The organism is Micromonospora sp. NPDC005324, from assembly GCF_040607155.1.
Lineage (GTDB): Bacteria > Actinomycetota > Actinomycetes > Mycobacteriales > Micromonosporaceae > Micromonospora > Micromonospora trifolii.
In genome coordinates this window covers 24,169-50,012 of the sequence record NZ_JBEXGE010000034.1, presented here as the reverse complement: position 1 = coordinate 50,012, position 25,844 = coordinate 24,169, and the positions used below count along the sequence as shown (strand labels likewise).

Below are 25,844 nucleotides of genomic sequence, written 5' to 3'. Positions count from 1 at the left end.
GCCGGGCCCGCGCCTGGCCGCCGCCGATGCCCAGCGATCTGCCGGCTTTGGACGCGGCGCACGCCTCGGCGGGGAAAGATGAGGGTGTGCGCGCTGTGACGGTGAGACCTGGGGTAGCCAACTCGCTGAGCCTCGTCGAGGATCAGCCCGAGCCGACTGCCGAGGAGGGCTCTGTCCTGGTCGAGGCGCTGGCGGTGGGGATCTGCGGCACCGACCACGAGATCATCGCCGGCGAGTACGGCGAGGCGCCGCCGGGTGCCGACCGCCTGGTCATCGGGCACGAGTCACTGGGCCGGGTGATCGAGGATTCCAGCGGCACCCTGCAACCCGGTGACCTGGTGGCCGGGATCGTCCGGTACCCCGACCCGGTGCCCTGCTCGAACTGCGCGGTCGGCGAGTGGGACATGTGCCGCAACGGTCGGTACACCGAACACGGCATCAAGGGCCTGGCCGGGTTCGCCCGGGACCGCTGGCGGGTCGAGCCGCAATTCGCGGTCGGGCTCGACCCGGCGCTGGCCCAGGTGGGCGTGCTGCTGGAGCCGACGAGTGTGGTGGCGAAGGCCTGGGACCACATCGAGCGGATCGGGCACCGGGCCGAGTGGCAGCCGCAGACCGTCCTGGTGACCGGGGCCGGACCGATCGGGCTGCTGGCCGCGTTGCTCGGCACCCAACGCGGGCTCACCGTCCACGTGCTGGACCGGAACACCGAGGGACCGAAGCCGGAGCTGGTCGCCGGGCTCGGCGCCACCTACCACACGGTGCCGGTCAACGACCTGCCCTTCGAGCCGGACGTGGTGATCGAGTGCACCGGCGCTCCCACTGTGGTCCTCGACGTGATGTGCAAGGCGGCGCCGACCGGGATCGTCTGCCTGGCCGGGGTGTCCAGCGGTGGCCGGAGCATCGACTTCGACGCCGGGGCTCTCAACCGGGCGCTGGTGCTGGAGAACAACGTGGTGTTCGGGTCGGTGAACGCCAACCGGCGGCACTGGAACATGGCCGCGCAGGCACTCGCCCGCGCCGACCAGGTCTGGCTCGAGTCGCTGATCACACGGCGGGTGCCGGTGAACCGGTACACCGACGCGTACACCCCCGGGCCGGACGACATCAAGGTGGTGCTGGAGTTCGCGTCCTGAGCGACTTCGCGCCCGCTCAGATGCCCGGCAGTCGACCGTTGCGGAACAGGTCGACGAAGAGCTGGTGGTCCTGGCGGGCGCGCACCCCGTACGCGTGCGCGAAATCCACCAGGTGCGCGACGAAGCCCGCCTCGTCGGCGTCCACCGCCGCGACTATCGCCTCCTCGGTGGAGTAGTCCACCAGGTCGTGACTGGATTCGTCGTCGGCGACCGAGTGCATCCGGGCCACCGCCCGGCCGAGGTCGACGAGAACACCGGTCAGCTCCTCCGGCTCGTTCACGTCCGACCAGTCCAGATCGGCGGCGTACGGGGAGACCTCGGCGACCAGCTGACCGGTCCCGTTCAGCTCGGTGAAGCCCAGCCACGGGTCGGCGTGCGCCTGCAACGCCCGCTGCGACTCGGCGGTCCGGTGCCCCTGGTGCTGGAAGTAGCCGCGGACCGACTCGTCGGTGACGTACCGCGCGACGGCCGGCACCTGCGCCTGCTTCATGTAGATGACGACGTCGTTCTCCAGCGCCTGGGTGTGCCCCTCCAGCAGCAGGTTGTACGACGGCAGCCCGGCCGAGCCGATGCCCACGCCCTTGCGCAGCACCACGTCCTTGATCCGTGCCGCCACCGGGCGGAGCTGCGTCGAGGCGGTCGGCAGCGTGCCGAGGTAGTCCTGGAAGGCGGCGCTGACCAGGTCACGGGTGGCGTCGTCGATCTCGAAGACCCCGTCGCCGACGGAGAAGCGTCGCTCGTAGTTGTCGATGGTGGTCTGCGCGGCGAGCAGGTCGACGCGGGTGTTGAGCCGGGCCCGTTGGAGCACCCGGCGCAGCACCCCGTCGGCGTTGTCCAGGGTGATCGAACCGATCGCGTCGTCACCACCGGCGGCGATGGCCCGCAGCTCGGTCAGGTACGAACGGGCGAACCCGGCCACCAGCTCCCCGATCGCCGTGTCGGAGAGCGCCTTGCCGTAGCCGAGCAGCGCCACGCTGGCCGCGAGCCGGCGCAGGTCCCAGGTGAACGGCCCGACGTACGCCTCGTCGAAGTCGTTGACGTTGAACACCAGCTGCCCGGAGGCGTTCATGTAGGTGCCGAAGTTCTCCGCGTGCAGGTCACCGTGGATCCACACCCTGCTGGTCTGCTCGTCGGAGAACCGGTCGTCGGCGAAGTCGCCGAGCTGGTCGGCGTAGAACAGCGCGGCGCTGCCCCGGTAGAAGGCGAACGGCGACGCTGCCATCTTGCGGAACTTGCGGCGGAAGGCGGCCGGGTCGATCGCCATCGACGCGCCGAACTCCTCGGTGAGCACGTCGACGATGTGGGTGGACCGCTGGTCCGCTGAGCTGCTCATAGTGCGCAGGCTAGTGCGGCGCGTCCAGAACAGGGTGGCGAATGCCTCATCCATCGATCATGCTGTCTGGGTCACGGCGCGGGGGCCCGGACACCACTGTCAGATTGGTCGATCGCTGCGCTGCCACCAGCGGGCGAGAGGTTCCCCGCCGGGCGTCGACCATGGAGGATCAGCACCATATGTTTCGCAAAACGGGGACCCTGCTCACCGCCGCACTGCTCGGCCTGACCGCGACGATCGGCGGGGCCGGACCGGCCGCCGCCGCACCGGCGGCCACCACCAGCGCCACCGTATCGCTGGGGAAGCTGATCCTGGAGCCGACCGAGCGTGGCTACCACGGCAGCATCCCACTGACCGTCACCAACACCGGCAGCGAAACCGACTACTTCGGCATCACGCTGCGCGAACCGGTGCCGGGCTCCTTTCCGCAGGGTGTTTTCGGCTGCGACGCCGCCCGACTGACCCCCGGGGACGACCGCCGGGTGCTCGATTGCGCCCTGACGGCCAACGGGTCGCAGCTGGCCCCGGGTGAGACCGTCCAGGTGGCGCTTTCCTTCGACGTGCTGACCAACCCCCGGACGTACCCGATGAGGATGGGTGGGGGTTGGGTCGAGGTCCACTCCGGCCAGGGCGGTCTGCTGGCGCGCGAGTCGTTCAACGCCCGGTTCCGCTCCACCACGGGGTCGCTGACCAATCCCCGCCTGTACGTGCAGGACACTCAGCCGGACGCCGCCATCACGGCGTTGGGCCGGGCGACCATCAACCCGGACGGCTACGGCCACCTTCGGGTGCCGGTGACCGTGCGATACCAGGGTGACGCGCCGCACCTGGGCCTGTACCTCAAGGCCAGCCCGTTGCCCGCCGGATCGGTGATCCAGTACACGATTCCCGGCGACGGCCCGGCGATGTCGGACACGACGTCGGTGCCCGGAGGGCGGATGATGCGCGGCGAGGAGCGCAGCTTCGATGTGATCATCAGCCCGCCGACCGACCCGGCCGACGCCGAGGACCTCATCACCTTTGAGGTGTCCACCTTCTGGTACGGGGATGTGGACGCCGACCCGAGCGACAACACCGCCCAGACCACGCTGGCCGTCGCGACCAACAGCTGACGCGTGCGCGGCCGACCGTCGCCCGGATTCCGTCCGGGGCGGTCGGCCGTCGCGCGGGCTCGATCGCCGTCAGGTCGCCGCGGGTGGGCGTACCGGCTTGGCCGTGAGCGAGTCGACGGAGCGGGGGGCGGGGGCTTCGCGGGGCGGAGCGTCCAGCGGCGCGGCCAGCACGTCCCGCTGGGGCACACCGCCGATGCCGGACTGCTCGGCGGCGATCTTCTCCTGTAGGCGCAGGATGCCGTGCAGCAGGGCCTCCGGCCGGGGCGGGCAGCCGGGCACGTACACGTCGACCGGGATGAGCTGGTCGACACCCTTGGTCACCGAGTACGAGTCCCAGTAGGGGCCGCCGCAGTTGGAGCAGGCGCCGAACGAGATGACGTACTTCGGCTCGGGCATCTGGTCGTAGAGCCGCTTGATCGCCGGGGCCATCTTGTCGGTCACCGTGCCGGAGACCACCATCAGGTCGGCCTGGCGGGGGCCGTGGGCGAACGGGATCACACCGAGCCGGATGAAATCGTGCCGACCCATGCTGGTGGCGATGAACTCGATGGCACAGCAGGCCAGACCGAAGTTGAAAACCCAGAGCGAGTAGCGGCGCCCCCAGTTCAGCACGAACCGGATCGGCTCACCGAGCACTGCCGGCAGCTGCACGACCGCCTCCCTCCTGCCCCCTGCCAGACAGTCAACCACAGGGCTCAGCTGCAACTCCGAGGCCCGTTCGGGACTTCTGTCGGGGTACGGCGCGCCGAGGACGGCCGCCGGCAACGGGGACCACGACAGGACTTCGCCATGAACACACGTACCAGGCTCCGGGCAGGGGCGCGCTCACCCTGACCGGACAATCGCCCGGACGGTGCAACCGGATCGGGCTCCCCCACGTGTGAGCAGTGTCGCCCCCGGTCGGGGCGGGTGGCGCAGACGGGGAGGACTCAGGTGACGGTGAGCGCCGAATCGAGGCTCGGCAAGCCTCCGCCAGGGAACATGATCCGGCAGGCCGGGCGTACCTCAGTCGACGCCGCCGACTTCGATCAGCTTTATCATGCCCACTTCCGGTCGCTGACCATTCAGCTCGCTGCCTACTCCGGCGACCTGAACCAGGCGCAGGACCTGGTTCAGGAGGCGTTCTGCCGGGCCTTCGCGCGGTGGGCGAAGGTCTCCCGCTACGACGACCCGGTCGCCTGGGTGCGACGGGTCGCCTGGAACCTGGCCACCAGCCGCTGGCGCCGCTTACGGACCGCTCAGTCGTACCTGCAGCGTCAGCGCGAGGAATACGTGCCCGGCCCCGACCCGGACCGGGTGGCGCTGACGCGAGCGCTCGCGGCACTGCCGCCGAACCATCGCCGCGTAGTGGTGTTGCACCACCTCGCGGACCTGTCTGTCAGCGAGATAGCCCAGCAGGAGGACGTGCCGGAGGGCACCGTCAAGTCCTGGTTGCACCGGGGCCGTGCTGCGCTGGCGGCACAGTTAACTCCCCAGAACGAGGTGACCGACCATGCCTGAGTTCGACGACGCTCGGCTCGACACGGCGTTCCTCACCTACCGGGAGACGATGCTCCCGGCCGTCGCACCGGACGGCCCGACCGCGGTCCGACAGACGGTCCGTCGCCGACGGCGGCGCACGGCGGTGTCCTTGGCCGCGGCGCTGCTGATGGCGGTGACCGTACCGGTGGCCGGCCAGGCCGGGCTGCGCCGGGACCCCGGACCGCCGGCGGCGACGGCTCTACCGACACCGTCCGACTCGCCATCGCCCATCGCTTCCTCCCCGCCCCCGGTCCCGGACGGCAGGATGAGCCGGGCCGAACTGCTCGCCGCCACCGTCGACCTGCCCGCCTGGGACGATCTGCCGGACCGCCCGAACGACAAAGTCTGCCCTTCCCGTGGGGTCCGGCTCAGTGGCGACCCGGTACGCACCGACACCAATCTGCTCGTGGATCTCGATTACGGGGACGTCGATCGTGACGGTCTGACGGAAACCGTCGTCCTGGTGCGCTGTCTGTTCGGCAGCCGGGGGCCGGCGCAGGTGGTGGCCTTCGACCGGGACGCCGCAGGTCGGGTCGTCACGCTTGGCCGGGTGGCCGCCACCGCCGAACCGACCCCTGAGTGGCTGATCGGGCTGGAGGTACGGGCCGACGGGGTGACCCGGGTGGCGATGGCCGACCGGGCACCGGGGGTCGGCTGGCCGCTGGAGCAGTCGCAGCGCCAGTGGCGCGGGTACAAGTGGGACGGGCAGCGGTTCCGGCAGACCGAGGGACCGACCGCCTTCGGGCCCAACCCGTACGCCGTCGATGTGTCGGTCAGTTCCTCGAACCTTGCCCTCGCCAGAGAGCCCGGCGACAGCTTCGCGGGCACGATCGAGGTCCGGGTACGCAACGCCAGCGCAGGCGAGGTGCCCAAGGCAGTGCTGTCGTTCGACCTGCCGTGGCAGTTGCGGCCGGTCGGGGATGGCTGGAAACGGTGTCGCGAGAACATGCGCGAGGCGCTGGTGCCGTACCAGTGCACGTTGGGCCGGCTGGCCCCGCACGCGGATATCCGGCTCACCCTCCGGCTCCAGCGGGGGCAGGGGATGCCGTTGCCCTCGGGCAAGGCAACCATCGAACTGTTCGGCACCGACGCGGATGGGAACGGCTTGCGGGAACGCGAGCGGGACGACAACGTCGCCACTTTCACCCACTACTACCGCTCCTGACGAAGTGCCGTAAGCCTGCCGGCGCCTCGCCCGTGCGGGCGAGGCGCCGGCGATTCACGCGCCGTTCGACCAGGCGGGGCGCTGCAGCAGTCCGACGAACTCCACCAGCAGGCGCTCCCGCAACGCTGCCGGAGCGGCGTCCAGCAGGGTGTTCACCACGGCCATCCGGTTCGGCGTGGGCCTGTTGCCGGCACCGTCCAAGCCGAGCATCCCGGCCAGCCCGGCAACCATCTCGGGCGTGAGCGACTCCGGGGACAGCGAGGTGGCCAGCGCCCGCAGTTCGGCGGGCAGCGGGACCGGGCCGGCCGCCTGGGCCGCAGCGACAGCGTCTGTCAGGTCCGGCCCGAACTCGGCGACCCGGGGCGCGACCGCGGCGGTCACCGTGAGGTGCACGCTGGCGGGCAGACCGTCGTACGACAACTGGGGTTGGGTGTGCCAGCCCCGCGCGGTCAGCTCGTCGACCAGGACGAACAGGTCGGGGCCACCCTCGGTGGCGGTGAAGCAGACGACTGTCGACTCCGGTTCGGCCATCAGCCGCAGCCCGTCGACGGCGCGGACCGCGTCGGCCAGCCCGTTCACCGCGTCCCGGGTGATCGCGGCGAGCCGCAGGTAACCGTCGTCGCCGAGGTGCCGCACCGTGGCGTACGCGGCGGCGATCGGGCCGCCCGAGCGGGTGGACGCGATCACCGGGTTGATCATCGTGTAGCCGGGCCAGTCGGCGTACGCGAAGTACTGCGGGGCGCGCAGCGTGGCGTCGCGGTGCAGCAGCACCGACACCCCCTTCGGCGCGTACGCGTACTTGTGCAGGTCGACCGAGATGGAGGTGACCCCGGGCACCGCGAAGTCGAACGGCGGCACCGGCTCCCCGAGTCGGCGCAGGTACGGCAGGGTCCAGCCGCCGAAGCAGGCGTCCACGTGGCAGCGCACCCCGGCCTCGGCGGCGGCGGCCGCGATCTGCGTGACCGGGTCCACCACCCCGTGCGCGTACGACGGCGCGGAGCAGGCGACCAGCACCGTCTCCGGGCGGATCGCGGCGGCCATCGCGGCCGGGTCGGGACGCAGCGTCTCCGGGGAGACCGGCACGACGTCCAGCGCCACCCGCAGGTAGTGCGCCGCCTTGGCGAATGCCGCGTGCGCGCTCGACGGCACCACGATCCGGGGTGCGGCGATCTCCGGGTGGGCGTCCCGTGCGGTCTTGACGGCGAGGATCAGTGACTCGGTGCCGCCGCTGGTGACGCTGCCGACGACGTCCGGGGCGGTGGTCCCGGGGCCGGCGCCCAGCACCCGGGCGGCGGCACCGACAAGCGCGTTCTCCATGGCCAGCAGGGACGGGAACGCGGTCGGGTCCAACCCGTTGACGTGTGCGCTCTCCCGGTGGGCGGCGGCGGCCAGCTCGTCCAGCCCCGGCACCGCCGGGTCGTAGACGTACGCGAACAGCCGTCCCCCGTGGGTGGGCGCGTCACTCGCCCGCAGCTCCCGCACCTCTTCAAGAACCCGTTCCGCCGGAACCCCGGTGGCGGAAAGCGCCCCAGCCTCAACCCTGTTCTCGTCGATCATGGAGTTACGGTGCCCTTCTCGTGACGGTCAACGGCTTTCGTCCCCCACCACAACTCCATGATCGACCAGGTCGCTGTGGGCGGTGAGGGTGTACTGGCGGAGCAGGAGGATCGGAGGGGCGATCAGCAGGGCCGGGATCAGCGTGAAGCCGAGCAGCACGCCCAGCCTCGCCGTGTCGGACTGGGCCGCCGCCGAGCCGGTGTCGGAGGACACGTAGCCGGTGAGCTGAAGCACCAGTCCGTAGATTCCCGGGCCGAGCGCCAGGCCGAAGGTCTCCCCGGCGGTCCACAGCCCGGTGAAGACGCCCGCCTGTCGTCGACCGGTGCGCGCCGTCTCGTGCGCGATGCAGTCCGGCAACATCGCCAGCGCGAAGACCTGCTGCCCGGCGTACCCGACGCCGATCAACGCGACCACGAGATAGACGGCGACCGGCGGCAGCACCGGTGCGGCGACCAGGGCGAACGCACCGACGGCGAGGATCAGCGAGGCGACCACCAGCGCGGTCCGCTTGCCCAGCCGGGCACCGATCCGGCTCCAGATCGGCATCACCAGCAGCGCCGGCCCGACGAAGCAGACGAAGAGCAGTGTCGGCCCGCTCTCCTCGTCGCGCAGGATCTGCCCCGCGAAGTAGTTGACCCCGGCCAGGATCGTCGCCACCCCGGCGGACTGCACCACGAAGCAGATCAGCAGCGCCCGGAACGGGCGGTTGGCACCGGCCACGGCGAGCTGGGCGCGCAGCGTCGGCTCGCTCTCGCCCACCGTGCCGGTCGGCGCGGACCGGGTGCCCAAAAACGCGCCAAGGGCGCCGAGGGCGATCAGCACCGCCACGAACAGGCCCATCCAGCGGTGCCCGGCCACACCGTCGCCACCAGCGGTAACCACCAGCGGCGCGACAGCGCCGGAGGCCAGGATGGCGAGCGCCAGCACCGCGATCCGCCAGGTCATCAACCGGGTGCGCTCGGCGTAGTCGCCGGTCAGCTCCGCCGGCATCGCCACGTACGGCACCTGGAAGAAGGCGAACGCGGTGGCGGTGGCGAAGAAGGCGATCGCGACGTACGCCACTGCGGCCGGACCGTTACCGAAGGGCGCGGCGAAGATCGACGCGAACAGGACGGCGAGCGCGAGGCCGGCGACGAGCAGGTACGGCCGGCGGGCGCCCCACCGCGACCGGGTGCGGTCGGAGATCCGCCCGGCGACCGGGTTGACCAGCACGTCCCAAGCCTTGGGCAGCAACACCAGCAGTGCGGCCAGCCCGGCGGCCACGCCCAGCGTGTCGGTCAGGTACGGCAGCAACAGCAGGCCGGGCACTGTGCCGAACGCTCCGGTCGCCAGTGAGCCGAGCGCGTAGCCGGCATGCACCGATCGGGGCAGCGGGCCGTTGGCTGACGAGCCGGCGCCCGGCGGCGTTTTCATGGGCCCGAATGTTACTCACGTTATGTCGAAGGCTGACCAACCTGCCGGCCCTGGTGCGCACAGCCGAACAGTCAGGTTGGCGGCAGCGCTCGCCCGCAACCGCCGTCACTGTGTCGGAGTGTTACCGGTGCCCAGGGCAGACCAGCCCGGCGGCGACGGGGAGGGGCAGCGGCAGTGGCAGCAGCACGCGCAGGACCTGGCCCAGGAGGCGTTCTACCGAGCGCTGGCCCGCTGGGACCGCCTGGTCCGGTACGACGACCCGGTGGCCTGGGTCCGGCAGGTCGCCTGGAACCTGGCCCGGAGCCGCTGGCGACGGTTGCGTACCGCCCGCAACCACCTGCTGCGGCAGCGACGCGCCGAGGCGGAGGTGGCCGGGCCGACCCCGGACCGGGTGGCGATCGACGCGGCGCTGGCGCGGCTACCCGCCAACCACCGCCGAGCGGTCATCCTGCACCACCTGGCCGACCTGCCCGTCAGCCAGATCGCCGCTCAGGAAGGGGTGGCCGAGGGCACCGTGAAGTCCTGGTTGCACCGTGGGCGGACGACCCTGGCCGGACTGCTCGACGAGAACACCGAGGGGGTGTGCGATGTCTGACCTCGACCCGCGACTGCGCGAGCGGTTCACCGCGTACCGCAATGACGTGGTCACCCAGGTCAGCGGCCCCGGCCCCGACCAGGCCCGGTAGCTCCTGCGCCGACGCCGACGGATGACGGTGGCGGCCGTGGCCGCCGCGGCGGTCGTCCTGGTGGTGGCGCCCGTCGTCGCCAACGCCGCACTGCGCCATGACCAGACCAGGCCCGTGCCGGCGGAGTCCGTCCAACCCACCGCCCCGGCGACCTCCGTACCGCCGACGCCACCGCCGATCGGATCGCCGACGCCGAGCGCCGATGCCCCGGCCGGCCCGGACGGGCGAATCAGTCGGGCCCAACCGCTCGCCGCCCGGGTCGACCTGCCGAGCTGGCCGTCGGGCATGTCGGCGGGCGGCTGCGCCAGCTCGAACGTGCGGCTGCAGACCGACACGACGAAGACCGGTCGGTGAGTCGCGCCGCTACACGTTCGTCCAGTTGGTGCCCGGCCAGCCAGGGCCCGACGCGATCAACCGGAGGTTCCTCGTCGTTTACTGCGACGCACAGGACCGTTGGTGGCCCGACCTGAAGCGGACCGACAACGAGGTGCGGTCCCCACTGCCGCTCTGAACGACAGCGCGGTGCCTCGTCCCCACCCGGGGGCGGGGCACCGTCGCACGTCACGCCCGCCGGTGATCACAACCCCTCCTCCGGCGACCAGCCCGCCGCCGCGATGTCCACCCCCTCGCCGCGCAGCGGCACTCCCTCGGCCCGCAGTCGGGCCCGCGCCTCCCGCTCGTGCCCCGGCGGCAGTCGACCACTCGCGGTCACCACCCGGTGCCAGGGCACCGAGCCCCCGTGCCGGGCCATGATGTTGCCGACCAACCGGGCCGAGGCACGCCCCGAGCGCTCGGACAGTGCGTCGGCCACCCCGCCGTACGACATGACCCGGCCCTCCGGGATCCGCTCGACCAGGTCGAGCACCGCCTCGACGTACTCGTCAGGAGTCACAATCCGCCACCATATGGGAACGCCGCCGGGCGGTGCGGCCGTGACCACGCAGAATGGTCGGGTGCGCGACGCAGTCACGACGGCCCGGCGGGTCGTCGTCAAGATCGGATCCTCCTCGTTGACCACCGCCACCGGCGGGTTGGCCGACGAGCGCGTCGACACGCTGGTCGACACCCTCGGTCGGCTCACCGCCGAAGGGCGCGAGGTGGTGCTGGTCTCCTCCGGCGCCATCGCCGCCGGGCTCGCCCCACTCGGGCTGTCCCGACGCCCGCGCGACCTGGCCACCCAGCAGGCCGCCGCCAGCGTCGGGCAGGGGCTGCTGATCGGCCGGTACGCGGCCAGCTTCGCCCGGCACGGCCGCACCGTCGGACAGGTGCTGCTCACCGTCGACGACGTGACCCGGCGAGCGCACTACCGCAACGCGTACCGGACGCTGCGCAAGCTGCTCGACCTGCGGGCGGTGCCGATCGTCAACGAGAACGACACGGTGGCCACCCAGGAGATCCGGTTCGGCGACAACGATCGGTTGGCCGCCCTGGTGGCCGCGCTGGTGCACGCCGACCTGTTGGTGCTCCTCTCCGACGTGGACGCGCTCTGGACCGGCGACCCCACCAATCAGCGCTCGACCCGGATCACGGAGGTGCGCGACGACGCGGACCTCGCCGGCATCACCGTCGGCGGGGCCGGCCGGTCCGGCGTCGGCACCGGCGGCATGGTGACCAAGGTCGAGGCCGCCCGGATCGCCACCGGCTTCGGCATCCCGGTGGTGCTCACCGCCGCCGACCTGGCCACGCCCGCGCTGGCCGGCGAACCCGTCGGCACGCTCTTCCACCCGCAGCGGCAACGCCCGACGGCCCGGCTGTTCTGGCTGGCCCACGCCACCTCGCCCCGGGGGCGGTTGCACCTCGACCCGGGCGCGGTCGCCGCCGTCGTCGGGCGGCGCAAGTCGCTGCTCCCGGCCGGCATCACCGCCGTGGACGGCACGTTCACTGCCGGAGACCCGGTGGACCTGGTGGACACCGCCGGCGCATCGGTCGCCCGAGGGCTGGTCAACTACGACGCGGTGGAGCTGCCCGGGCTGCTCGGCCGTTCCACGTCCGAACTCGCCGCGGCGCTCGGCCCGGCGTACGAACGAGAGGTCGTCCACCGCGACGACCTCGTCCTGCTGTGAGGAGTGCTGGCATGAGCGAGCTTCAGCGAGCGAGTCATCGACTCAGGGCGCTGGTGCCTCAGGGCGGCGCGGAGCGCAGCGGAGTGCCGGCATGAGCGTAACCGAGCAGGCGCGACGGGCGCGGGACGCCGCCGCGGCGTTGGCAGTGGCCACGCGTACGGTCAAGGACGCCGCGCTGGTGGCGATGGCCGACGCGCTGGTGACGCGTACCCCGGAGATCCTGACCGCGAACGAGACGGACCTGGCGGCCGGCCGCGAGGCCGGGCTGAGCGCGGCCGTGCTGGACCGGCTCGCGCTCGACGCGGGTCGGGTGGCCGGCATCGCCGACGCGCTGCGGGAGATGGCCGCGTTGCCCGACCCGGTCGGTGAGGTGATCCGCGGGTCCACCCTGCCCAACGGCCTGGAGCTGCGCCAGATCCGGGTGCCGTTCGGTGTGGTCGGCATCATCTACGAGGCGCGGCCCAACGTGACGGTGGACGCCGCCGGGATCTGCCTCAAGTCCGGCAACGCGGCGCTGTTGCGCGGGTCGTCGTCGGCCGCGCACTCGAACGCCGCGCTGGTCGCGGTGCTGCGTGACGCGGTCGCCGGGGCCGGTCTGCCCGCCGACGCGGTGCAGTTGCTCGACGCCAGCTCCCGTGACTCGGTCAAGGAGCTGATGCGCGCCCGAGGGCTCGTCGACGTGCTCATCCCGCGCGGTGGCGCGTCGCTGATCCGCACCGTGGTCGAGGAGTCGACAGTGCCGGTGATCGAGACCGGGGTGGGCAACTGCCACGTCTACGTCGACGCCGCCGCAGACCTGGCGAAGGCCGTCGCGGTGACGCTGAACGCCAAGACGCAACGCCTGTCCACCTGCAACACCGCCGAGTCGCTGCTGGTGCACGCGGGCATCGCCGACGCGTTCCTGCCGCCGGTGCTGGCCGCGTTCGCCGAGGCGGGGGTGACAGTGCACGGCTCACCCGAGGTGGCCGCCCACTCCGCCGCCGTGGTGCCGGCGACCGAGGAGGACTACGCCACCGAGTACCTGTCCGCCGACATCTCGGTGGCGGTGGTCGACTCGCTGGACGCGGCGGTCGCGCACATCCGCCGCTTCGGCACCGGGCACACCGAGGCGATCGTCACCGACTCGGCGAGCGCGGCCCGCGACTTCGTCGCGAGGGTGGACGCGGCGGCGGTGATGGTGAACGCTTCGACCCGGTTCACCGACGGGGGCGAGTTCGGCTTCGGCGCGGAGATCGGCATCTCCACCCAGAAGCTGCACGCTCGCGGCCCAATGGGCCTCCCCGAGCTGACAAGCACCAAGTACGTCGTCACCGGAGACGGCCACCTGCGCTAGCCCCCGGCCCCCGCCTCCGCCCCGCCCCCGCCCCAGGCGCGGCGATCTTGCACTTACTGCGTCGACATAAGGTGCATTCAGCGCACATCGGCGACAGGAACTGCAAGATCGCCGCAGAGGGCGCGGGCGCGCGGCGCGCGGGCGCGGGGTCAGCTCGCTGGCGCGGGGCGGGCTGCGCGGATTGCGGACAGGGTGGCGTGCACGTCGAACTGGTGGCCGTCGTCGCTTTCCCAGCCGCCGTCGCTGCGCTGGGTCTCGGTCAGCCGGCGCAGCGCCCGCACCATGATCCAGTCCTGTGGGTCGATGCCGGCGCGGCGCAACGTGGCCGCCAGCCACGCCACGTCCCCGGAGGACATCTTCGGCATCCGCTCGGCGAGCACCACCTGGATCCGGGCGGACTCCTGGAACATCTCCTGCCGGTGCAGCACGGCCGCGCTCAGCCAGCCGGCGGCGAGGTACGACGGCCAGCTACCGTCCGGGCGCAGCCGCGCGGCGAGCGAGTGGGCGGCCGCCTGCACCACCCCGGCGTACGCCCCACCGACCCGATGGTCGAGCGGGCCCGAGGCCCGGGCGTCCAGGCCGGCGACGGTGAGCCAGAAGCCGGCGTTGGCCGACACGAGGAACCCGGCCTCCGGGTCGCCGGGCCGGGCCCACTCCGGTGCCGAGTCGGCCAACGACGCGTCCTCTTCCCAACCGCCGTCGGCCTGCTGTCGGGACGCCAGCCAGTCCAGCGCGCGGCGGGCGGCGGGGCGGCCGAGCGCCCCCAGGTCGTCCAGCTCGACGAGCCGGAAGCAGGTGGCGTCGATCGAGGCGACCTCGCCGCCCCAGGTGGCCGGCCAACCGCCGTCCGGTGACTGGCCGACCTCGGCCGTCTCCAGCAACTCGGCGGGCACGGCGGTGCCGTTGCGGCCAGGAGAGGCGGGCGCGTTCCACCGCATCCCCGTGCGCCACGACGAACCCGATCGCGGCTTCCAAGTCGACCACGGCGGAGACGCTACCTGCGCAGACGCGATGCCGCCTCGGAGAATCGGCCAGCCCGCAATGGCTGCGTCGCTCCGGCCGCACGGCCGCTCGGCGTCATCTGCGTCGATTTGCCGGGGCGGCCGTATGGGCCACCCCGGCGCAATCGTCAGTACGCGGGGAGCGACGGGTCGATCTGCTTGATCCAGGAGAGCACGCCACCCTGCACGTGCACGGCGTCCTTGAATCCGGCCGCCTTGAGCGCGGCGAGCGCCTCCGCCGAGCGGACGCCAGACTTGCAATGCAGCACGATCTGCCGGTCCTGCGGCAGCTTCGCGAGGGCCTCACCGGAGATGATGTCGCCCTTGGGGATCAGGGTGGCGCCGGGGATCTGGACGATCTCGTACTCGGCCGGCTCCCGTACGTCGACGAGGAAGATGTCCTTGCCGGCGTCCTGCCACTCCTTGAGCTCCAGGGCGGTGATCGTCGAGTCGAGCGTCGCCTCCTGGGCCTCCTCGGAGACCGCGCCGCAGAAGTCCTCGTAGTCTTCCAGCAGGTCGGTGACCGTCGGGTTGTCGCCGCAGAGCGCGCAGTTCGGGTCCTTGCGGACCTTGATCTTGCGGTATTCCATCTCCAGGGCGTCGTAGACCATCAGGCGGCCGACCAGCGGCTCACCGATGCCGGTGAGCAGCTTGATCGCCTCGTTCACCTGGATCGACCCGATCGACGCGCAGAGCACCCCGAGCACGCCTCCCTCTGCACAGGAGGGGACCATGCCGGGCGGCGGCGGCTCCGGGTAGAGGCAGCGGTAGCAGGGCCCGTGCTCGGCCCAGAACACCGACGCCTGGCCGTCGAAGCGGTAGATCGAGCCCCAGACGTACGGCTTGCCCAGCAGCACCGCCGCGTCGTTGACCATGTAGCGGGTGGCGAAGTTGTCGGTGCCGTCGACGATCAGGTCGTACTGGGCGAAGATCTCGCGGACGTTCTCGCGGTCCAGCGCGGTGTTGTGGATCTCCACGTTGACCAGGGGGTTGATCTCGCGGATCGACGCGGCGGCGGACTCTGCCTTGGACCGGCCGATGTCGGAGACGCCGTGGATGATCTGACGCTGGAGGTTGGACTCGTCGACGGTGTCGAAGTCGATGATGCCGAGTGTGCCGACCCCGGCCGCGGCGAGGTACATCAGGGCGGGCGACCCGAGGCCACCAGCGCCGACACAGAGCACCCGGGCGTTCTTCAGCCGCTTCTGGCCGGTCACCCCGACGTCCGGAATGATCAAGTGACGTGAGTAGCGGCGGATCTCGTCTACGGTCAGCTCGGCGGCGGGCTCGACGAGCGGGGGCAACGACACGGTGGACTCCCCGGGATCGGCGGTGTGAACCGCGCCATTGTTGCTCGCGGGAGCCCCCCTCGGCCATGAGGGACGACACGTGGTCCGGTATGCGGGAGCGGGAATAACCGACGACAGGGTCGATCAGGGGACGATGTCCCCCGCGTAGCGACGGCCGTCGAGGTAGGGCCAGGCGTTGGCGACGCAGCCGTGCAGGCCGTACGTCTGCTGCTGCATCACCGGGGCGGGCTCCCCCGGGCCGGGGCACGCCTCGTGCTCCTCGCCGAACTCGTGGCCCACCTCGTGGTTGATGACGTAGGTCCGGTAGGTGTCCAGCGAAGCGCCGTAGTCGGGGACCGCCTCCATCCAGCGGGCCAGGTTGATGATGACCTGACCGGGCAGCCGACAGGAGGTGTAGCGCTCGGTGGTCAACCCGCCCTCGGCGCACATCTGCTCGGATGTGACAGGGGTGGCCAGGTAGATGGTGAAGTCGGCAGCCCCGGCGTCGGCCACCCGTTGCACCCGCAGCTCATCGGACGCGATCCAGCTGCGCGGATCGGCCAGCACTTCGTCCACCCGGGCGGCGAACGAATCGGCGTCCTGGCCGGCGCCGCGTTCGACGACGACCCGGTACCGGTGCAGCGGCCCGTCAGTGCCGTGCACGGGCGTCTCGCCGTCGGCTGACGTGAAGCGTCCCGCTCCGACCGACGGGTAGCCGGTGGGCGCCGGGTGCGCGGCCACTCCACCGCCATGGCCCATTCCGCCCTGGGTGGTGGCCGGAGGCTCGGTTGGCGGTTCGCCGCCCCGGCTGACCGTCACGCCGATGGCGGCGGCGAGCACGAGCAGGCCGAGCAGCATGCTGCGGCGACGACGCCGGTGCATCCGAACGAACGCGGGACGCACGCCCCGTAACGCCGACCGAGGGTCGGGCGGCCGGGGCGGGCCGTAAGGGGACGACGGCGTCATGGCAGCAAGCCTGCCAGATTATTCGGGCATTTCTCCGATTTTATAGCTATTACCGCAAGACGCCTGATGGAGGGTTCAATGGTCGGCGTGTCGGGCCGATCACCTTCACAGGGCGGGCCCGGTGTATCGACGCCCGTTCAGGTACGGCCACGGGTTGACCCGGCAACCGTTGAGGAAGAGCGTCTGCTGCATCATCACCGGCGCCGGCCGGCCCGCACCGGGGCAGCGCTCGTGCCGATGCCCGAGCTGGTGACCCACCTCGTGGTTGATCACGTACGTCCGGTAGACCGCCAACGGCACGCCGGCCGAGACGAGGTGCGGCACTGACAACCGCCACCGGTCCAGGTTGATGATCACCTGGCCGGGCGCCCGACAGGACGTGTACGGGCGACCGCCGATCCGGATGTCCACCCCACCCCTCGCGCACATCCGACCCGCGGTGCGGGCGGTGGCCAGGTAGACGGTGAAGTCCCGAGGCGCGGCCCCCGGCACCTGCTGTAGGCGCAACCTGCCGCTGTCGACCCAACTGCCCGGCCCGGCCAGCGCCGTCTCAACCGCCTGGGCGAACCCGGCGGCGTCCTCGTCACTGCCCGACTCCACAGCGACTCGGTAACGCCGCAGCTCGCCCGCCCGACCCAGCACCGGGCCGGAGCGGGCGTCGTAGCCGAACCCGCCCGTGCCGGCGCTCGGGACCGCGCCGGGCACCCGCAACACCGGGGGCGGGCTGGACGGAACCGCGTCCGAGGGCGAGGGGTCGGGCGGCAGCGGCCCGGCCACCAGCGGCGGCGGCGCACCGATCTCCTCGGCGGCCAACCGGTCGGCGCCGGGATGCCCACCCGGCCCCTCGGCGATCACGGTCACCGCCGCGCCGACGGCCACGACCACCGCCACCAGTTGGGCGAACAGCGCGAAACGTCGTCGACGGCGAGCAGGATGGCGGGCTGAGCTGGGCATCCAGGTCAGCCTGCCAGATCAGACCGCTTTGCGGCGTCCTCCGTTTCGGCGAGCAGGCCGACCACCGCGCGGGCAACCAGCCGGGGAACCTCCAACTGCGCCACATGGCCGACGCCCTCGAGCATCATCAGTCGGCTGTCCGGAATGACCCGGGCGGTCTGCGGCGCGACCCGCACGTCGACCAGACGGTCCTGCAGACCGCCCACCACCAGCGTCGGTGCGCGTACCGCCTCGGCGAGGCGCCACAGCGACCCCGGCCCCGGCAGGTACGCCCGCAGGAAGCTGGAGACCAGCCCACGGAACGTCCGGACGTACGCGGCGGCGTAGTGCTCGGCCTCGTACCGCACCCGGATCTCCTCCAGCGCCTCGGCCCGACGCTGATCGCAGATCCGGCTGAGGTCGGCGACGCACGCCTCCAACACCTGCTGGGCCATCACCTCGGGCGCGAGCTGGGTGAGGTGCCGGGCGACCAGCCGCTCACCTCGGGGAATGGCGAGCACCGGCAGCATCCGCCCCTGCAACGAACGCCGGAAGTCCAGGAACGGCAGCGCCGGGGAGATCAGGGTGAGGGTGCGGACCAGATCCGGCCGGAGCCCGGCGACCTGGACCGCGACCGCGCCACCCAGCGAGTTGCCGAACAGGTGCACCGGCCCTCGACCGGAATGCTCGATCCAGCGGACGACCAGATCCGCGAAGGCCGGAATCGTGTAGCTCGGACCCGGCTCGCTACGGCCGAAGCCGGGCAGGTCGATGGCCTGACCGTCCAGCCGGTCGGCGAGCAGCCCGGCCAGGTCGGTCCAGTTCTGCGACGACCCGCCCAACCCGTGCACATACAGCGCCGGCTGCGCGCCAGCGGCGGTGGCCGGGGTGTCCCGCACGTACGTGGCCCGTCCGTCGAGGCGGACTTCCCGGCCCGGCCAGGGCGGCGGAATGCTGTCGTCGGGGAGCAGGTGGTCCGGCCAGAGGGTGGCGCGTCTCATTGCTCCAGTCTGCCTCGAACCACTCAGGACAGCAGCGCCTCCAGCCGACGGTTGACCGCCGCCAGAGTCGCCCGGACCACCGCCTGACGCGGATCACCGGCGACCAGGGCCGACCCGGCGAGATGCTCGACCCAGCCCTCACAGACCAGCAGCGCCACCACTGTGGCCACCTCGCAGTTGCCGAACGGCACCACCGCCGCGTGTTCGACGAAACAGCGTCCCCGCTCGGCGTTCTCGGTCCCCCGCAGCAACTCGTCCACGGCGGCGGCCGCCGCCACCGCACAGAGCCGCAACACGTAGCCGTCCACCGCCGGCCCGGTGGCGTACCCGGAGGCGCTGTCGCCCCCGGCCAGCAGCCGGACCTCCACGTTGGCGTCCAGGCCGAAGGTGCTGACCTGCACGTGGTCGATCACCACCCGGGGCCCCGGCGTACCGCCGGTCTCCAGCGGCCGGGACGGCGCCGACTCCGTCGTGGTCACCTGACCACCGGAGTACGACGTGCCCAGCGTCGCCGGGCTACCGGTCGCGGCGCCGGCCGGCGCGGCCGAGACCGACCCGGGTTCCTCCACCGTGGCGCGCCCCCGGTGCGGGGCGTTCGACCGGCGGCGGCGCGTCGGGTCCGTGCTGGTCCGCTGCTCCGGGGCGGCCGGCGGGGCGTCGGCCCGACCACCTGGCGGACGGACGACCGTCGGCGGTTCGGCCGCCCGCACCTCGCCGGGATCGCGCAAAGCCGCGTTTCGAGTGTCCGGGGTACGGGGCTCGGCCGCGCGACGGCGAACCGGCGGAGGCGGCGTGCTGGGCAGGCCGGGCACGTTCTGCGGGGCCGCGGCCAACCCCATCCGCTCCTGGAGCAGCCGGGCCACCTGCCGGCTCACCTCGGCCGGGTCGGCGCCGTCGGCCAGGTCCAGTCGCAGACTGTGCGCCCCCGCCGGCGTACGGCGCAGGGCCGCGTCGCGGACGCCGGCCACCTCCCGGACGGCGTCCAGAATGGCGTTGACATCGAACCCCTCGGGGCGCTCCCGCAGTGGGGCTGGCTCGTCGTCCCGACGCAGGTGGGTGGCGATGCGGGCGAGTTCCGGGGTTTCGGCAGGTGGCTCCACGGCTGGCGGCTCCGGCACGACGGGCACGTCCGGTTCCGCGGGGACGCGCTGCGGCAGCACCACCGCGCTCGGGGCCGGTTGCAGGCCATCGTCGGCCGGCGACGTCGGGTCGGGAGCGGATCGGCGCGCCGCGTAGGCGGAGGCGGACGCCGGTGCGGGCTGATCGCGGCGGCCGGAACCCTTCGTGGCGGCGGGCGGGACCGCTGCGGTGGAGGACGGGGTGGCATCAGTCGGAGGCAGGTCGTTGACCGGCGCGGCCGGTTGGGGCGACCCGACGGGTGACGGCCCGGGCTCGGGTGTCGCCGGACGGAGCCGGAACGGCGCGGTCGGCCGGACGTCGGGCCGGGACCGACCGGGCGTCTCGCCACCGTCGCCCCCACCGGCGCTGGCCGACCGGCTGGCCGGCCACGACGGGCGCTCGGCCGGGGTGGCCGGGAGCCGACCCTCGGACCAGTCCGGCCGCTCGCCCCGGGAACTGCTCGCCGTCGGCGAACCGCCGGTCCAGGACGAGCGCTCCGCGACCAGCGACGGGCCTGCCGGTGCCGGTGGCGCGTCGGTCAACGTGGGAGGTGGTCCGGCCGGTGCCGGAGGTGGCCCGGCGGGTGCCGGCGGTATCGCCTCGGCCGGTGCCGCCGGATCGGCCGATGCGGGGCTGGAGGCCCAGGAGGGTCGCGTCGGCGGAAAGCTGGCCGGTGCCGCCGGATCGGCACCGCCAGCCCAGGACGGCAGTGTCGACGCCGCGGTGGTCGCGGGCGGTTCGGACCCGCCGGCCCAGGACGGTCGGACCGGCGGCACGCTGGTGGCCGCCTCGGACCCGCCGGCCCAGGACGGTCGGACCGGCGGCACGCTGGTGGCCGCCTCGGACCCGCCGGCCCAGGACGGCCGCGCCAGCGGCACGCTGGTTGGCGTCGGATCGGACCCCCCGGCCCAGGACGGCCGCGCAGGCGACGCGCTGGTGGGGTCGGGGTCGCCCCCGCCGGCCCAGGACGGACGGTCGGCCCGGGGTCCGCCGGTCGCCCCGGACGCAGCCCAGGACGGACGGTCTGCGGGCGGACCACTGGTCGGCGACGCACCGCCAGCCCAGGACGGACGATCTGCGGGCGGACCACTGGTCGGCGACGCACCGCCAGCCCAGGACGGACGGTCGGCCGGTGGTGCGCTGGTCGGTTCGGCGGGGCGCTCCGGCGTGGACCCGGCTTCGCCCCGGCCGGGTTCGTACGCCCGGGGCGGATCGGCGCGCACCGGCTCGTACGGGCGGGGCACCTCGGCGCGCACCGGCTCGTACGGCTGGTGGGGCTCGGCGACCCAGCCCGGCGCCGACTCGTCAGGTGCTGCCGGGCCAGCCGGCTCGTCGTCCTGGCGGGACCACGGCGGGGCCCATCCGCCACCCCAGCTCGGACGGTTCCAGCTCGGCCCCGACCAGTCGGGCTCGATGGCCGACGACTCCCCAACCCGGTGCGTCTCGCCGGGACGCTGCGCGTCCCCGGTGCGGTGCGCGTCCCCGGTGTTATGCGCGTCCGTGGCGCGGTGTGTCTCTGCCGGCCGGGAACCCTCGGCAGCGCGACCGGGCTCGCCTTCGTCGGCGGGCCCGGCCGGGCCCGGGGTGCGTCCCGAGGTCGCCGCGTGCTCGGGTGCGAGCGGGTCCCGCCAGTCGCGGGGCGCTGTCGGACTCTCGTCGGCGGCCAGCCGCTCGCCGGTCGGCGCGTGGAAGCCGGGCGGCACCTCGAAACCCGACGCCGCGGTGCCGACGGGCGGCACCTGGACGGCCGGCGGGGCCGAGGTGGGCAACCCGGGCTCGGCCCAGCGGGCACGGTGCGCGGCGGCGGGATCGACGGTGGAGTGCGGGGCGGGGCCCTGGTCGGGCTCGACGGCACCCTGCTCCGCCGGCGGTGCGGGACGTTGGGCGGGCACCACGAGCCGGTCGCCGGCCGCCCCGGGGCGACCCTCTGCGGGCAGCCCGGGCGGTGCGCTCACCGGCGTGGGGCGTCCCGCGGGCGGTTCGAGGCCGGGGTGGTGGACGCCGTTGACGTCGTCCGGGTGGTGCGCGCCGTTGACGTGATGGCCGTTGGTGCGGGCCGGCGACTCCGGGTCGCCCGACCGCCCGACCAGCGGCGATGGCAGGTCGCCGTGCCGTGTCGAGGACGTCCGCCAGCCCGACGCGGGGTCGGGCTGCCAACGCGGCGCCTCGTCCCGGGCGTCCTCGGGGTCGGCGGCTCGGGGCCACCCACCCGCCGGAGGCGCCCACCCACTGACGGAACGGCTCGGGTCGTCGTGCTGACCCGCTCCGTCACCGTGCTCTCCCGGGGTGGCGGCTCCGGGTTGCCCTGTTTCACTCACCGCGCGCTCCTTGGTCGCCCCCGCTGAGGCTACCGTGTGCCGAGAGTGGCGATAAGTTACAGCGGCGGGCCATTTCCCCGACCGAGGTCACGGGCCTCGCCCGGTCTGGGGGGAAAATGCCGGCTCGTACGGAGAACTCGGAGGATCCCATGACCGCTGCGGGGAACGGTGCACAGACCGCTGGCCGGCCCACCCGCCTGCCCCGCTCCGCGCGTCGTAAGCAGCTTCTCGCTGCGGCGCAGGAGGTGTTCGTGGCGCAGGGCTACCACGCCGCCGCGATGGACGACATCGCCGAGCGGGCCGGGGTCTCGAAGCCGGTGCTCTACCAACACTTTCCCGGAAAGATGGATCTCTACCTGGCGTTGCTCGACACGCACTGTGACGCCATCGTCGCTCAGGTGCAGGATGCGATGCGCGGCACCAGCGACAACAAAGAGCGGGTAAGCGCGTCGGTACGGGCGTACTTCGACTTCGTCGACCACGAGAGCGAGGCGTTCCGGCTCGTCTTCGAGTCGGATCTGCGCAACGACCCGGCGGTGCGGCAGCGGGTGGAGCGGGTCGAGCAGGGCTGCATCGCGGCGATCACCGACACCATCATCTCCGACACCGGAGTGAGCCGGGCGCACGCCGAGCTGCTCGCCTCCGGGCTGGTCGGCGCGGCGGAGACGGCCGCGCAGTTCTGGCTGGCCGGCGGCCGGCAGGTGCCGAAGGCCGAGGCCGAGGCGTTGGTGGCAGCGCTGTCGTGGCGGGGCATCGCGAGCTTCCCGCTGCAAGGTGAGTCAGCCTGACCGCCGACCCCGTGATCGGATAGCCTTCGCAGGGCGGTTCTTTAGCCCCAGTTGAGGAGGCACAGTGGAGGTCAAGATCGGCGTGCAGTACGCGCCGCGCGAGCTGGTAGTGGACAGCGCGCAGTCGCCGGCCGAGATCGAGCAGATCGTGACCGACGCCTTCGCCGGTAACGGCGGCACGCTCTCCCTGACCGACGAGAAGGGCCGGCGGGTCATCGTTCCGATCGAGAAGGTCGCCTACGTCGAGATCGCTGAGGCGTCGTCCCGGGCGGTCGGGTTCACCGTCCGCTGACCGGTCCGGCCATCGCGGCAGGTCGGCGCTCGGCCCGCCTGCCGCAGGCCGGCACCGGCCGACCGGGCCGGGTGGTCAGTTGTTCAGCCCGGCGGCGGCCATCCGCGCGGTGTGCGCGGTGGTGAGCCTGCCGAACAGCCCCGGCACGTCGACCCGGCCGTCGCGCGCGATCAGCGCGGTGAGGGTGGCCCGCTCGGCGGCGACGCGGCCGGCCTGGGACAACGCCTCGCCGACCAGCCGGCGGGCCCACATCGAGAGTCGGCCAGCCACCCGGGGGTCGTCGGCGACGGCCACCCGGATCTCCGCCGCGGCGAAGTCCGCGTACCGGGAGTCGTGCAGGACGTCCAGCACCAGCGCCCGGTCCGGTTCCTCCAGCGCATCGGCGATCTCGCGAACGAAGTCGTCGGTGATCGCGTCGCCCACGTACGCCTTGGTGACCACTTCCGCCCAGTCCCGGGGCTCGGTCGAGTCGTGGTACGCCTGCAACGGCTCGACATAGGGCGCCATCGCGTCCTCCGGCGCTACGCCCAGCGCGGTGAGCCGGTCGGCGAGACGCCGGTAGTTGGCGATCTCGGCCGCGGCCATCTCGTTCAGCGCGGCCCTGCGGCGCAGGTCAGGAGCGGGCATCGCCCGCCATCCGCTCGAAGGCGAGCAGCTCGCCGAAGGCGACGAGACCCAACAGGTCAGCGACGGCGAAAGCAGACACGAGCGGCAGGCTACCGCGCGCCGGCCGTCGCGCGCGTCCCGCGCACTTCGCACCCCAGCACCATTCGGCAGATCTAACGAATGTGGCATGGGTCACATTTACTTGCCCCGCGTGGCGAGTGGCCGACTGGGTATCGGGACGGGGGCATGCCTGTTCAGGTAACATGGAGCAGTTGCCGTGGGCGCCGATCTGATCGAAGCTCAGCCCGCGGCGCGCGTGCGGCCCGGTCCGGCTCGGCAATCTGCCGCCGACCGTGTGGCCCGCGTCATACCGAACGCGCCCTGAGGACATGACGGGCGCACCCACGAGAGGGCACCCCCACATCCACATGAGCGACCTGACTGAAGATTTGCTGGACGGCCAGGAACTGGCCCCCACCGCCCCGGTTCGACCGGAGGCCCCCACGTTCGCCGCACTCGGCGCCCGCGCCGAGACCGTCGAGGCCCTGGCCTCGGCCGGCATCACCCGCGCATTTGCCATCCAGGAGTACGCGATCCCGATCGCGCTGCGCGGCGTCGACCTGATCGGTCAGGCGCCGACCGGCACCGGCAAGACCCTCGGTTTCGGCGTACCGCTGCTCGACCGGGTCTTCGCCCCGGGTGAGGGCAGCGACGGTGTTCCCCAGGCGCTGGTCGTCGTCCCCACCCGTGAGCTGGGCATCCAGGTCGCCAAGGATCTGGCCGCCGCCGGCCGGACGCGTGGCGTCCGGGTGCTGCCGATCTACGGTGGCGTGGCGTACGAGCCGCAGATCGACGCGCTGCGCAAGGGCGTCGAGATCCTGGTCGGCACGCCCGGCCGACTGATGGACCTGCAGAAGCAGAAGCACCTTCGTCTGGACCGGGTGCACGCACTCGTCCTCGACGAGGCCGACCGGATGCTCGACCTGGGCTTCCTCGACGACGTCGAGAAGATCCTGGCGATGCTTCCGGAAGACCGGCAGACGATGCTCTTCTCGGCCACCATGCCGGACCCGATCGTCACCCTGTCGCGGCGCTTCCTACGCCAGCCGATGACGATCCACGCCGGCCACACCGCCGAGACCGGCCCGTCGCCGCAGACCCAGCAACTGGTCTACCGCACCCACTCGATGAACAAGGTCGAGGTGGTGGCGCGCATCCTCCAGGCGGAGGGGCGTGGGCTGACCATGATCTTCACGCGTACCAAGCGGGCCGCCGACCGGGTCGCCGAGGATCTCGACTTCCGCGGGTTCGCGGTCGCCGCAGTGCATGGTGACCTCGGCCAGGGTGCCCGTGAGCGGGCGCTGCGAGCCTTCCGGGCCGGCAAGATCGACATCCTGGTGGCCACCGACGTGGCGGCCCGTGGGCTGGACGTCACCGGCGTCACCCACGTCATCAACTACGACTGCCCGGAAGACCAGGACACCTACACCCACCGGATCGGTCGTACCGGCCGGGCCGGCGCGACGGGTGTCGCGGTGACCTTCGTCGACTGGGACGACATGCCGCGCTGGCGGATCATCGACAAGACCCTCGGTCTGGAGATGCCCGAGCCGCCGGAGACGTACCACACGTCGCCGCACCTCTACACCGACCTGCACATCTCCACCGAGGTCAGCGGCACCCTGCCCACGGCCGAGCGCACCCGGGCCGGGCTGTCCGCCGAGATCGAAGAGGATCTGGGTGGGACCACCCGCTCCCGTCGGGGCGACAGCGGTGGTCGGGGCCCCCGACGCGGCGAGAGCCGTGGCGAGGGTCGCGGCGAGGGTCGCGGCGAGCGCCGTGGTCGGGGCGATGGTCGCCGCGACCGCTCCGAGGCCGGCACGCCGGCCGTCGCCGAGGCACCTGCGGCCGACGCCGGCGACGCCGCCGACGAAGGCACCCGTACCCCCCGCCATCGGCGTCGCCGCCGGGCCGGCGAGGTGGTCGCGGGCGAGGCGACCGCGGTGATCTCCGCCGACGCCGGCCCCGCCGAGCCGGCCGACGCATCCGCCGACGGCGAGGCGTCCAAGCCGCGCCGCCGACGCCGCCGCCGTGGTGGCGGTTCCGGTGCGGGTACGCCGGCCGAGGCGACCGCAGACTGACCACCAGCCACACCTGACATCCCCCGCACCGCCTCGCGCGGTGCGGGGGATGTTCCCTTCTCCCACCCCACCTG

22 protein-coding genes and 2 pseudogenes are annotated in these 25,844 nt (G+C 72.7%); 11 read left to right on the top strand and 13 right to left on the bottom strand.

All coding sequences use genetic code 11. The features are described 5' to 3' along the window. Positions 1-86 precede the first annotated feature (86 nt). Positions 87-1,133, top strand: a complete 1,047-nt coding sequence (locus tag ABZS40_RS28180) for a glucose 1-dehydrogenase (protein ID WP_354946504.1) — start codon at positions 87-89, stop codon at positions 1,131-1,133. Between the two features lie 16 nt (positions 1,134-1,149). Here the strand turns inward: ABZS40_RS28180 and ABZS40_RS28175 are convergent, their stop codons facing one another. Continuing rightward, complete coding sequence (locus tag ABZS40_RS28175; RefSeq protein WP_354946503.1) at positions 1,150-2,466, bottom strand: DUF2252 domain-containing protein; 1,317 nt, start codon at positions 2,464-2,466, stop codon at positions 1,150-1,152. A gap of 179 nt (positions 2,467-2,645) precedes the next feature. On the opposite strand from ABZS40_RS28175, the gene ABZS40_RS28170 reads away from it, so the two are divergent. Beyond that, entirely contained in the window at positions 2,646-3,578 is a 933-nt protein-coding gene (locus tag ABZS40_RS28170) for a hypothetical protein (RefSeq protein ID WP_354946502.1), read from the top strand. Between the two features lie 69 nt (positions 3,579-3,647). Here the strand turns inward: ABZS40_RS28170 and ABZS40_RS28165 are convergent, their stop codons facing one another. Continuing rightward, positions 3,648-4,229 (bottom strand): NADH-quinone oxidoreductase subunit B family protein, encoded by a 582-nt coding sequence (locus ABZS40_RS28165; RefSeq protein ID WP_354946501.1) that lies wholly within the window; start codon positions 4,227-4,229, stop codon positions 3,648-3,650. 282 nt (positions 4,230-4,511) lie between these two features. Here ABZS40_RS28165 and ABZS40_RS28160 point away from each other — a divergent pair, with 282 nt between their 5' ends. Together ABZS40_RS28160 and ABZS40_RS28155 are read left to right on the top strand one after the other, a co-directional pair. Next, entirely contained in the window at positions 4,512-5,078 is a 567-nt protein-coding gene (locus ABZS40_RS28160) for a SigE family RNA polymerase sigma factor (RefSeq protein WP_354946500.1), read from the top strand. Then, positions 5,071-6,264, top strand: a complete 1,194-nt coding sequence (locus tag ABZS40_RS28155) for a hypothetical protein (protein ID WP_354946499.1) — start codon at positions 5,071-5,073, stop codon at positions 6,262-6,264. Before ABZS40_RS28160 ends, ABZS40_RS28155 begins: the two co-directional genes overlap by 8 nt. 54 nt (positions 6,265-6,318) lie before the next feature. On the opposite strand, the gene ABZS40_RS28150 is transcribed toward ABZS40_RS28155, so the two are convergent. Both ABZS40_RS28150 and ABZS40_RS28145 read right to left on the bottom strand, forming a co-directional pair. Then, on the bottom strand, positions 6,319-7,821 hold the full coding sequence (locus tag ABZS40_RS28150; RefSeq protein WP_354946498.1) for an aminotransferase class V-fold PLP-dependent enzyme: 1,503 nt from the start codon (positions 7,819-7,821) through the stop codon (positions 6,319-6,321). Positions 7,822-7,848: 27 nt separating this feature from the next. After that, a complete protein-coding gene (locus tag ABZS40_RS28145; protein ID WP_354946497.1) occupies positions 7,849-9,234 on the bottom strand; it encodes an MFS transporter in 1,386 nt (461 codons plus the stop codon). 127 nt (positions 9,235-9,361) lie between these two features. Here ABZS40_RS28145 and ABZS40_RS28140 point away from each other — a divergent pair, with 127 nt between their 5' ends. Together ABZS40_RS28140 and ABZS40_RS28135 are read left to right on the top strand one after the other, a co-directional pair. Continuing rightward, positions 9,362-9,829, top strand: coding sequence for a sigma-70 family RNA polymerase sigma factor (locus ABZS40_RS28140; protein ID WP_354946496.1), 468 nt, complete (start codon positions 9,362-9,364; stop codon positions 9,827-9,829). Positions 9,830-9,956: 127 nt separating this feature from the next. Beyond that, positions 9,957-10,274 (top strand): hypothetical protein, encoded by a 318-nt coding sequence (locus tag ABZS40_RS28135; RefSeq protein WP_354946495.1) that lies wholly within the window; start codon positions 9,957-9,959, stop codon positions 10,272-10,274. Between the two features lie 223 nt (positions 10,275-10,497). Here ABZS40_RS28135 and ABZS40_RS28130 read toward each other — a convergent pair whose 3' ends face one another. Then, positions 10,498-10,812, bottom strand: a complete 315-nt coding sequence (locus ABZS40_RS28130; RefSeq protein WP_354946494.1) for an MGMT family protein — start codon at positions 10,810-10,812, stop codon at positions 10,498-10,500. A gap of 13 nt (positions 10,813-10,825) precedes the next feature. On the opposite strand from ABZS40_RS28130, the gene proB reads away from it, so the two are divergent. Further along, a complete protein-coding gene (proB, locus tag ABZS40_RS28125) occupies positions 10,826-11,983 on the top strand; it encodes a glutamate 5-kinase (protein WP_354946493.1) in 1,158 nt (385 codons plus the stop codon). A 91-nt stretch (positions 11,984-12,074) separates the two neighbouring features. Next, positions 12,075-13,316, top strand: coding sequence for a glutamate-5-semialdehyde dehydrogenase (locus ABZS40_RS28120; protein WP_354946492.1), 1,242 nt, complete (start codon positions 12,075-12,077; stop codon positions 13,314-13,316). A 149-nt stretch (positions 13,317-13,465) separates the two neighbouring features. Here the strand turns inward: ABZS40_RS28120 and ABZS40_RS28115 are convergent. The 6 genes and pseudogenes from ABZS40_RS28115 to ABZS40_RS28090 form a co-directional block, all read right to left on the bottom strand. Beyond that, positions 13,466-14,351 (bottom strand): annotated as a pseudogene (locus tag ABZS40_RS28115) (prenyltransferase/squalene oxidase repeat-containing protein). Between the two features lie 94 nt (positions 14,352-14,445). After that, positions 14,446-15,694: pseudogene (gene moeZ / locus ABZS40_RS28110) on the bottom strand (adenylyltransferase/sulfurtransferase MoeZ). 56 nt (positions 15,695-15,750) lie between these two features. Then, positions 15,751-16,509: a DUF3152 domain-containing protein gene (locus ABZS40_RS28105; protein WP_354946491.1), complete on the bottom strand. Its 759-nt coding sequence runs from the start codon at positions 16,507-16,509 to the stop codon at positions 15,751-15,753. Positions 16,510-16,677: 168 nt separating this feature from the next. Then, entirely contained in the window at positions 16,678-17,526 is an 849-nt protein-coding gene (locus ABZS40_RS28100; protein WP_354946490.1) for a DUF3152 domain-containing protein, read from the bottom strand. A 5-nt stretch (positions 17,527-17,531) separates the two neighbouring features. After that, positions 17,532-18,506: an alpha/beta hydrolase gene (locus tag ABZS40_RS28095; protein WP_354946489.1), complete on the bottom strand. Its 975-nt coding sequence runs from the start codon at positions 18,504-18,506 to the stop codon at positions 17,532-17,534. 23 nt (positions 18,507-18,529) lie between these two features. Further along, positions 18,530-20,503, bottom strand: coding sequence for a hypothetical protein (locus ABZS40_RS28090; RefSeq protein WP_354946529.1), 1,974 nt, complete (start codon positions 20,501-20,503; stop codon positions 18,530-18,532). A 1,589-nt stretch (positions 20,504-22,092) separates the two neighbouring features. Between ABZS40_RS28090 and ABZS40_RS28085 the strand changes: the two genes are divergently transcribed. After that, the gene (locus ABZS40_RS28085) at positions 22,093-22,731 is read left to right on the top strand and encodes a TetR/AcrR family transcriptional regulator (protein WP_030489514.1); all 639 of its coding nucleotides are present in this window, start codon (positions 22,093-22,095) and stop codon (positions 22,729-22,731) included. A gap of 64 nt (positions 22,732-22,795) precedes the next feature. Beyond that, positions 22,796-23,023, top strand: coding sequence for a DUF3107 domain-containing protein (locus tag ABZS40_RS28080; protein ID WP_124822399.1), 228 nt, complete (start codon positions 22,796-22,798; stop codon positions 23,021-23,023). Between the two features lie 75 nt (positions 23,024-23,098). Here the strand turns inward: ABZS40_RS28080 and ABZS40_RS28075 are convergent, their stop codons facing one another. Together ABZS40_RS28075 and ABZS40_RS28070 are read right to left on the bottom strand one after the other, a co-directional pair. After that, complete coding sequence (locus ABZS40_RS28075; RefSeq protein ID WP_354946488.1) at positions 23,099-23,650, bottom strand: ferritin-like fold-containing protein; 552 nt, start codon at positions 23,648-23,650, stop codon at positions 23,099-23,101. After that, positions 23,637-23,729, bottom strand: coding sequence for a ferritin-like fold-containing protein (locus ABZS40_RS28070; protein ID WP_354946487.1), 93 nt, complete (start codon positions 23,727-23,729; stop codon positions 23,637-23,639). Before ABZS40_RS28070 ends, ABZS40_RS28075 begins: the two co-directional genes overlap by 14 nt. A 328-nt stretch (positions 23,730-24,057) precedes the next feature. On the opposite strand from ABZS40_RS28070, the gene ABZS40_RS28065 reads away from it, so the two are divergent. Further along, a complete protein-coding gene (locus tag ABZS40_RS28065; protein ID WP_354946486.1) occupies positions 24,058-25,770 on the top strand; it encodes a DEAD/DEAH box helicase in 1,713 nt (570 codons plus the stop codon). The last annotated feature ends 74 nt before the right edge of the window (positions 25,771-25,844 follow it).

Coding starts and splice junctions, on each gene's coding strand:
- ABZS40_RS28150 (WP_354946498.1), bottom strand. CDS start 7,821: ATGATCGACGAGAACAGGGTTGAGGCTGGGGCGCTTTCCGCCACCGGG.
- ABZS40_RS28065 (WP_354946486.1), top strand. CDS start 24,058: ATGAGCGACCTGACTGAAGATTTGCTGGACGGCCAGGAACTGGCCCCC.
- ABZS40_RS28120 (WP_354946492.1), top strand. CDS start 12,075: ATGAGCGTAACCGAGCAGGCGCGACGGGCGCGGGACGCCGCCGCGGCG.
- ABZS40_RS28175 (WP_354946503.1), bottom strand. CDS start 2,466: ATGAGCAGCTCAGCGGACCAGCGGTCCACCCACATCGTCGACGTGCTC.
- ABZS40_RS28170 (WP_354946502.1), top strand. CDS start 2,646: ATGTTTCGCAAAACGGGGACCCTGCTCACCGCCGCACTGCTCGGCCTG.
- ABZS40_RS28100 (WP_354946490.1), bottom strand. CDS start 17,526: ATGCCCAGCTCAGCCCGCCATCCTGCTCGCCGTCGACGACGTTTCGCG.
- proB (WP_354946493.1), top strand. CDS start 10,826: ATGGGAACGCCGCCGGGCGGTGCGGCCGTGACCACGCAGAATGGTCGG.
- ABZS40_RS28155 (WP_354946499.1), top strand. CDS start 5,071: ATGCCTGAGTTCGACGACGCTCGGCTCGACACGGCGTTCCTCACCTAC.
- ABZS40_RS28095 (WP_354946489.1), bottom strand. CDS start 18,506: ATGAGACGCGCCACCCTCTGGCCGGACCACCTGCTCCCCGACGACAGC.
- ABZS40_RS28075 (WP_354946488.1), bottom strand. CDS start 23,650: ATGCCCGCTCCTGACCTGCGCCGCAGGGCCGCGCTGAACGAGATGGCC.
- ABZS40_RS28145 (WP_354946497.1), bottom strand. CDS start 9,234: ATGAAAACGCCGCCGGGCGCCGGCTCGTCAGCCAACGGCCCGCTGCCC.
- ABZS40_RS28085 (WP_030489514.1), top strand. CDS start 22,093: ATGACCGCTGCGGGGAACGGTGCACAGACCGCTGGCCGGCCCACCCGC.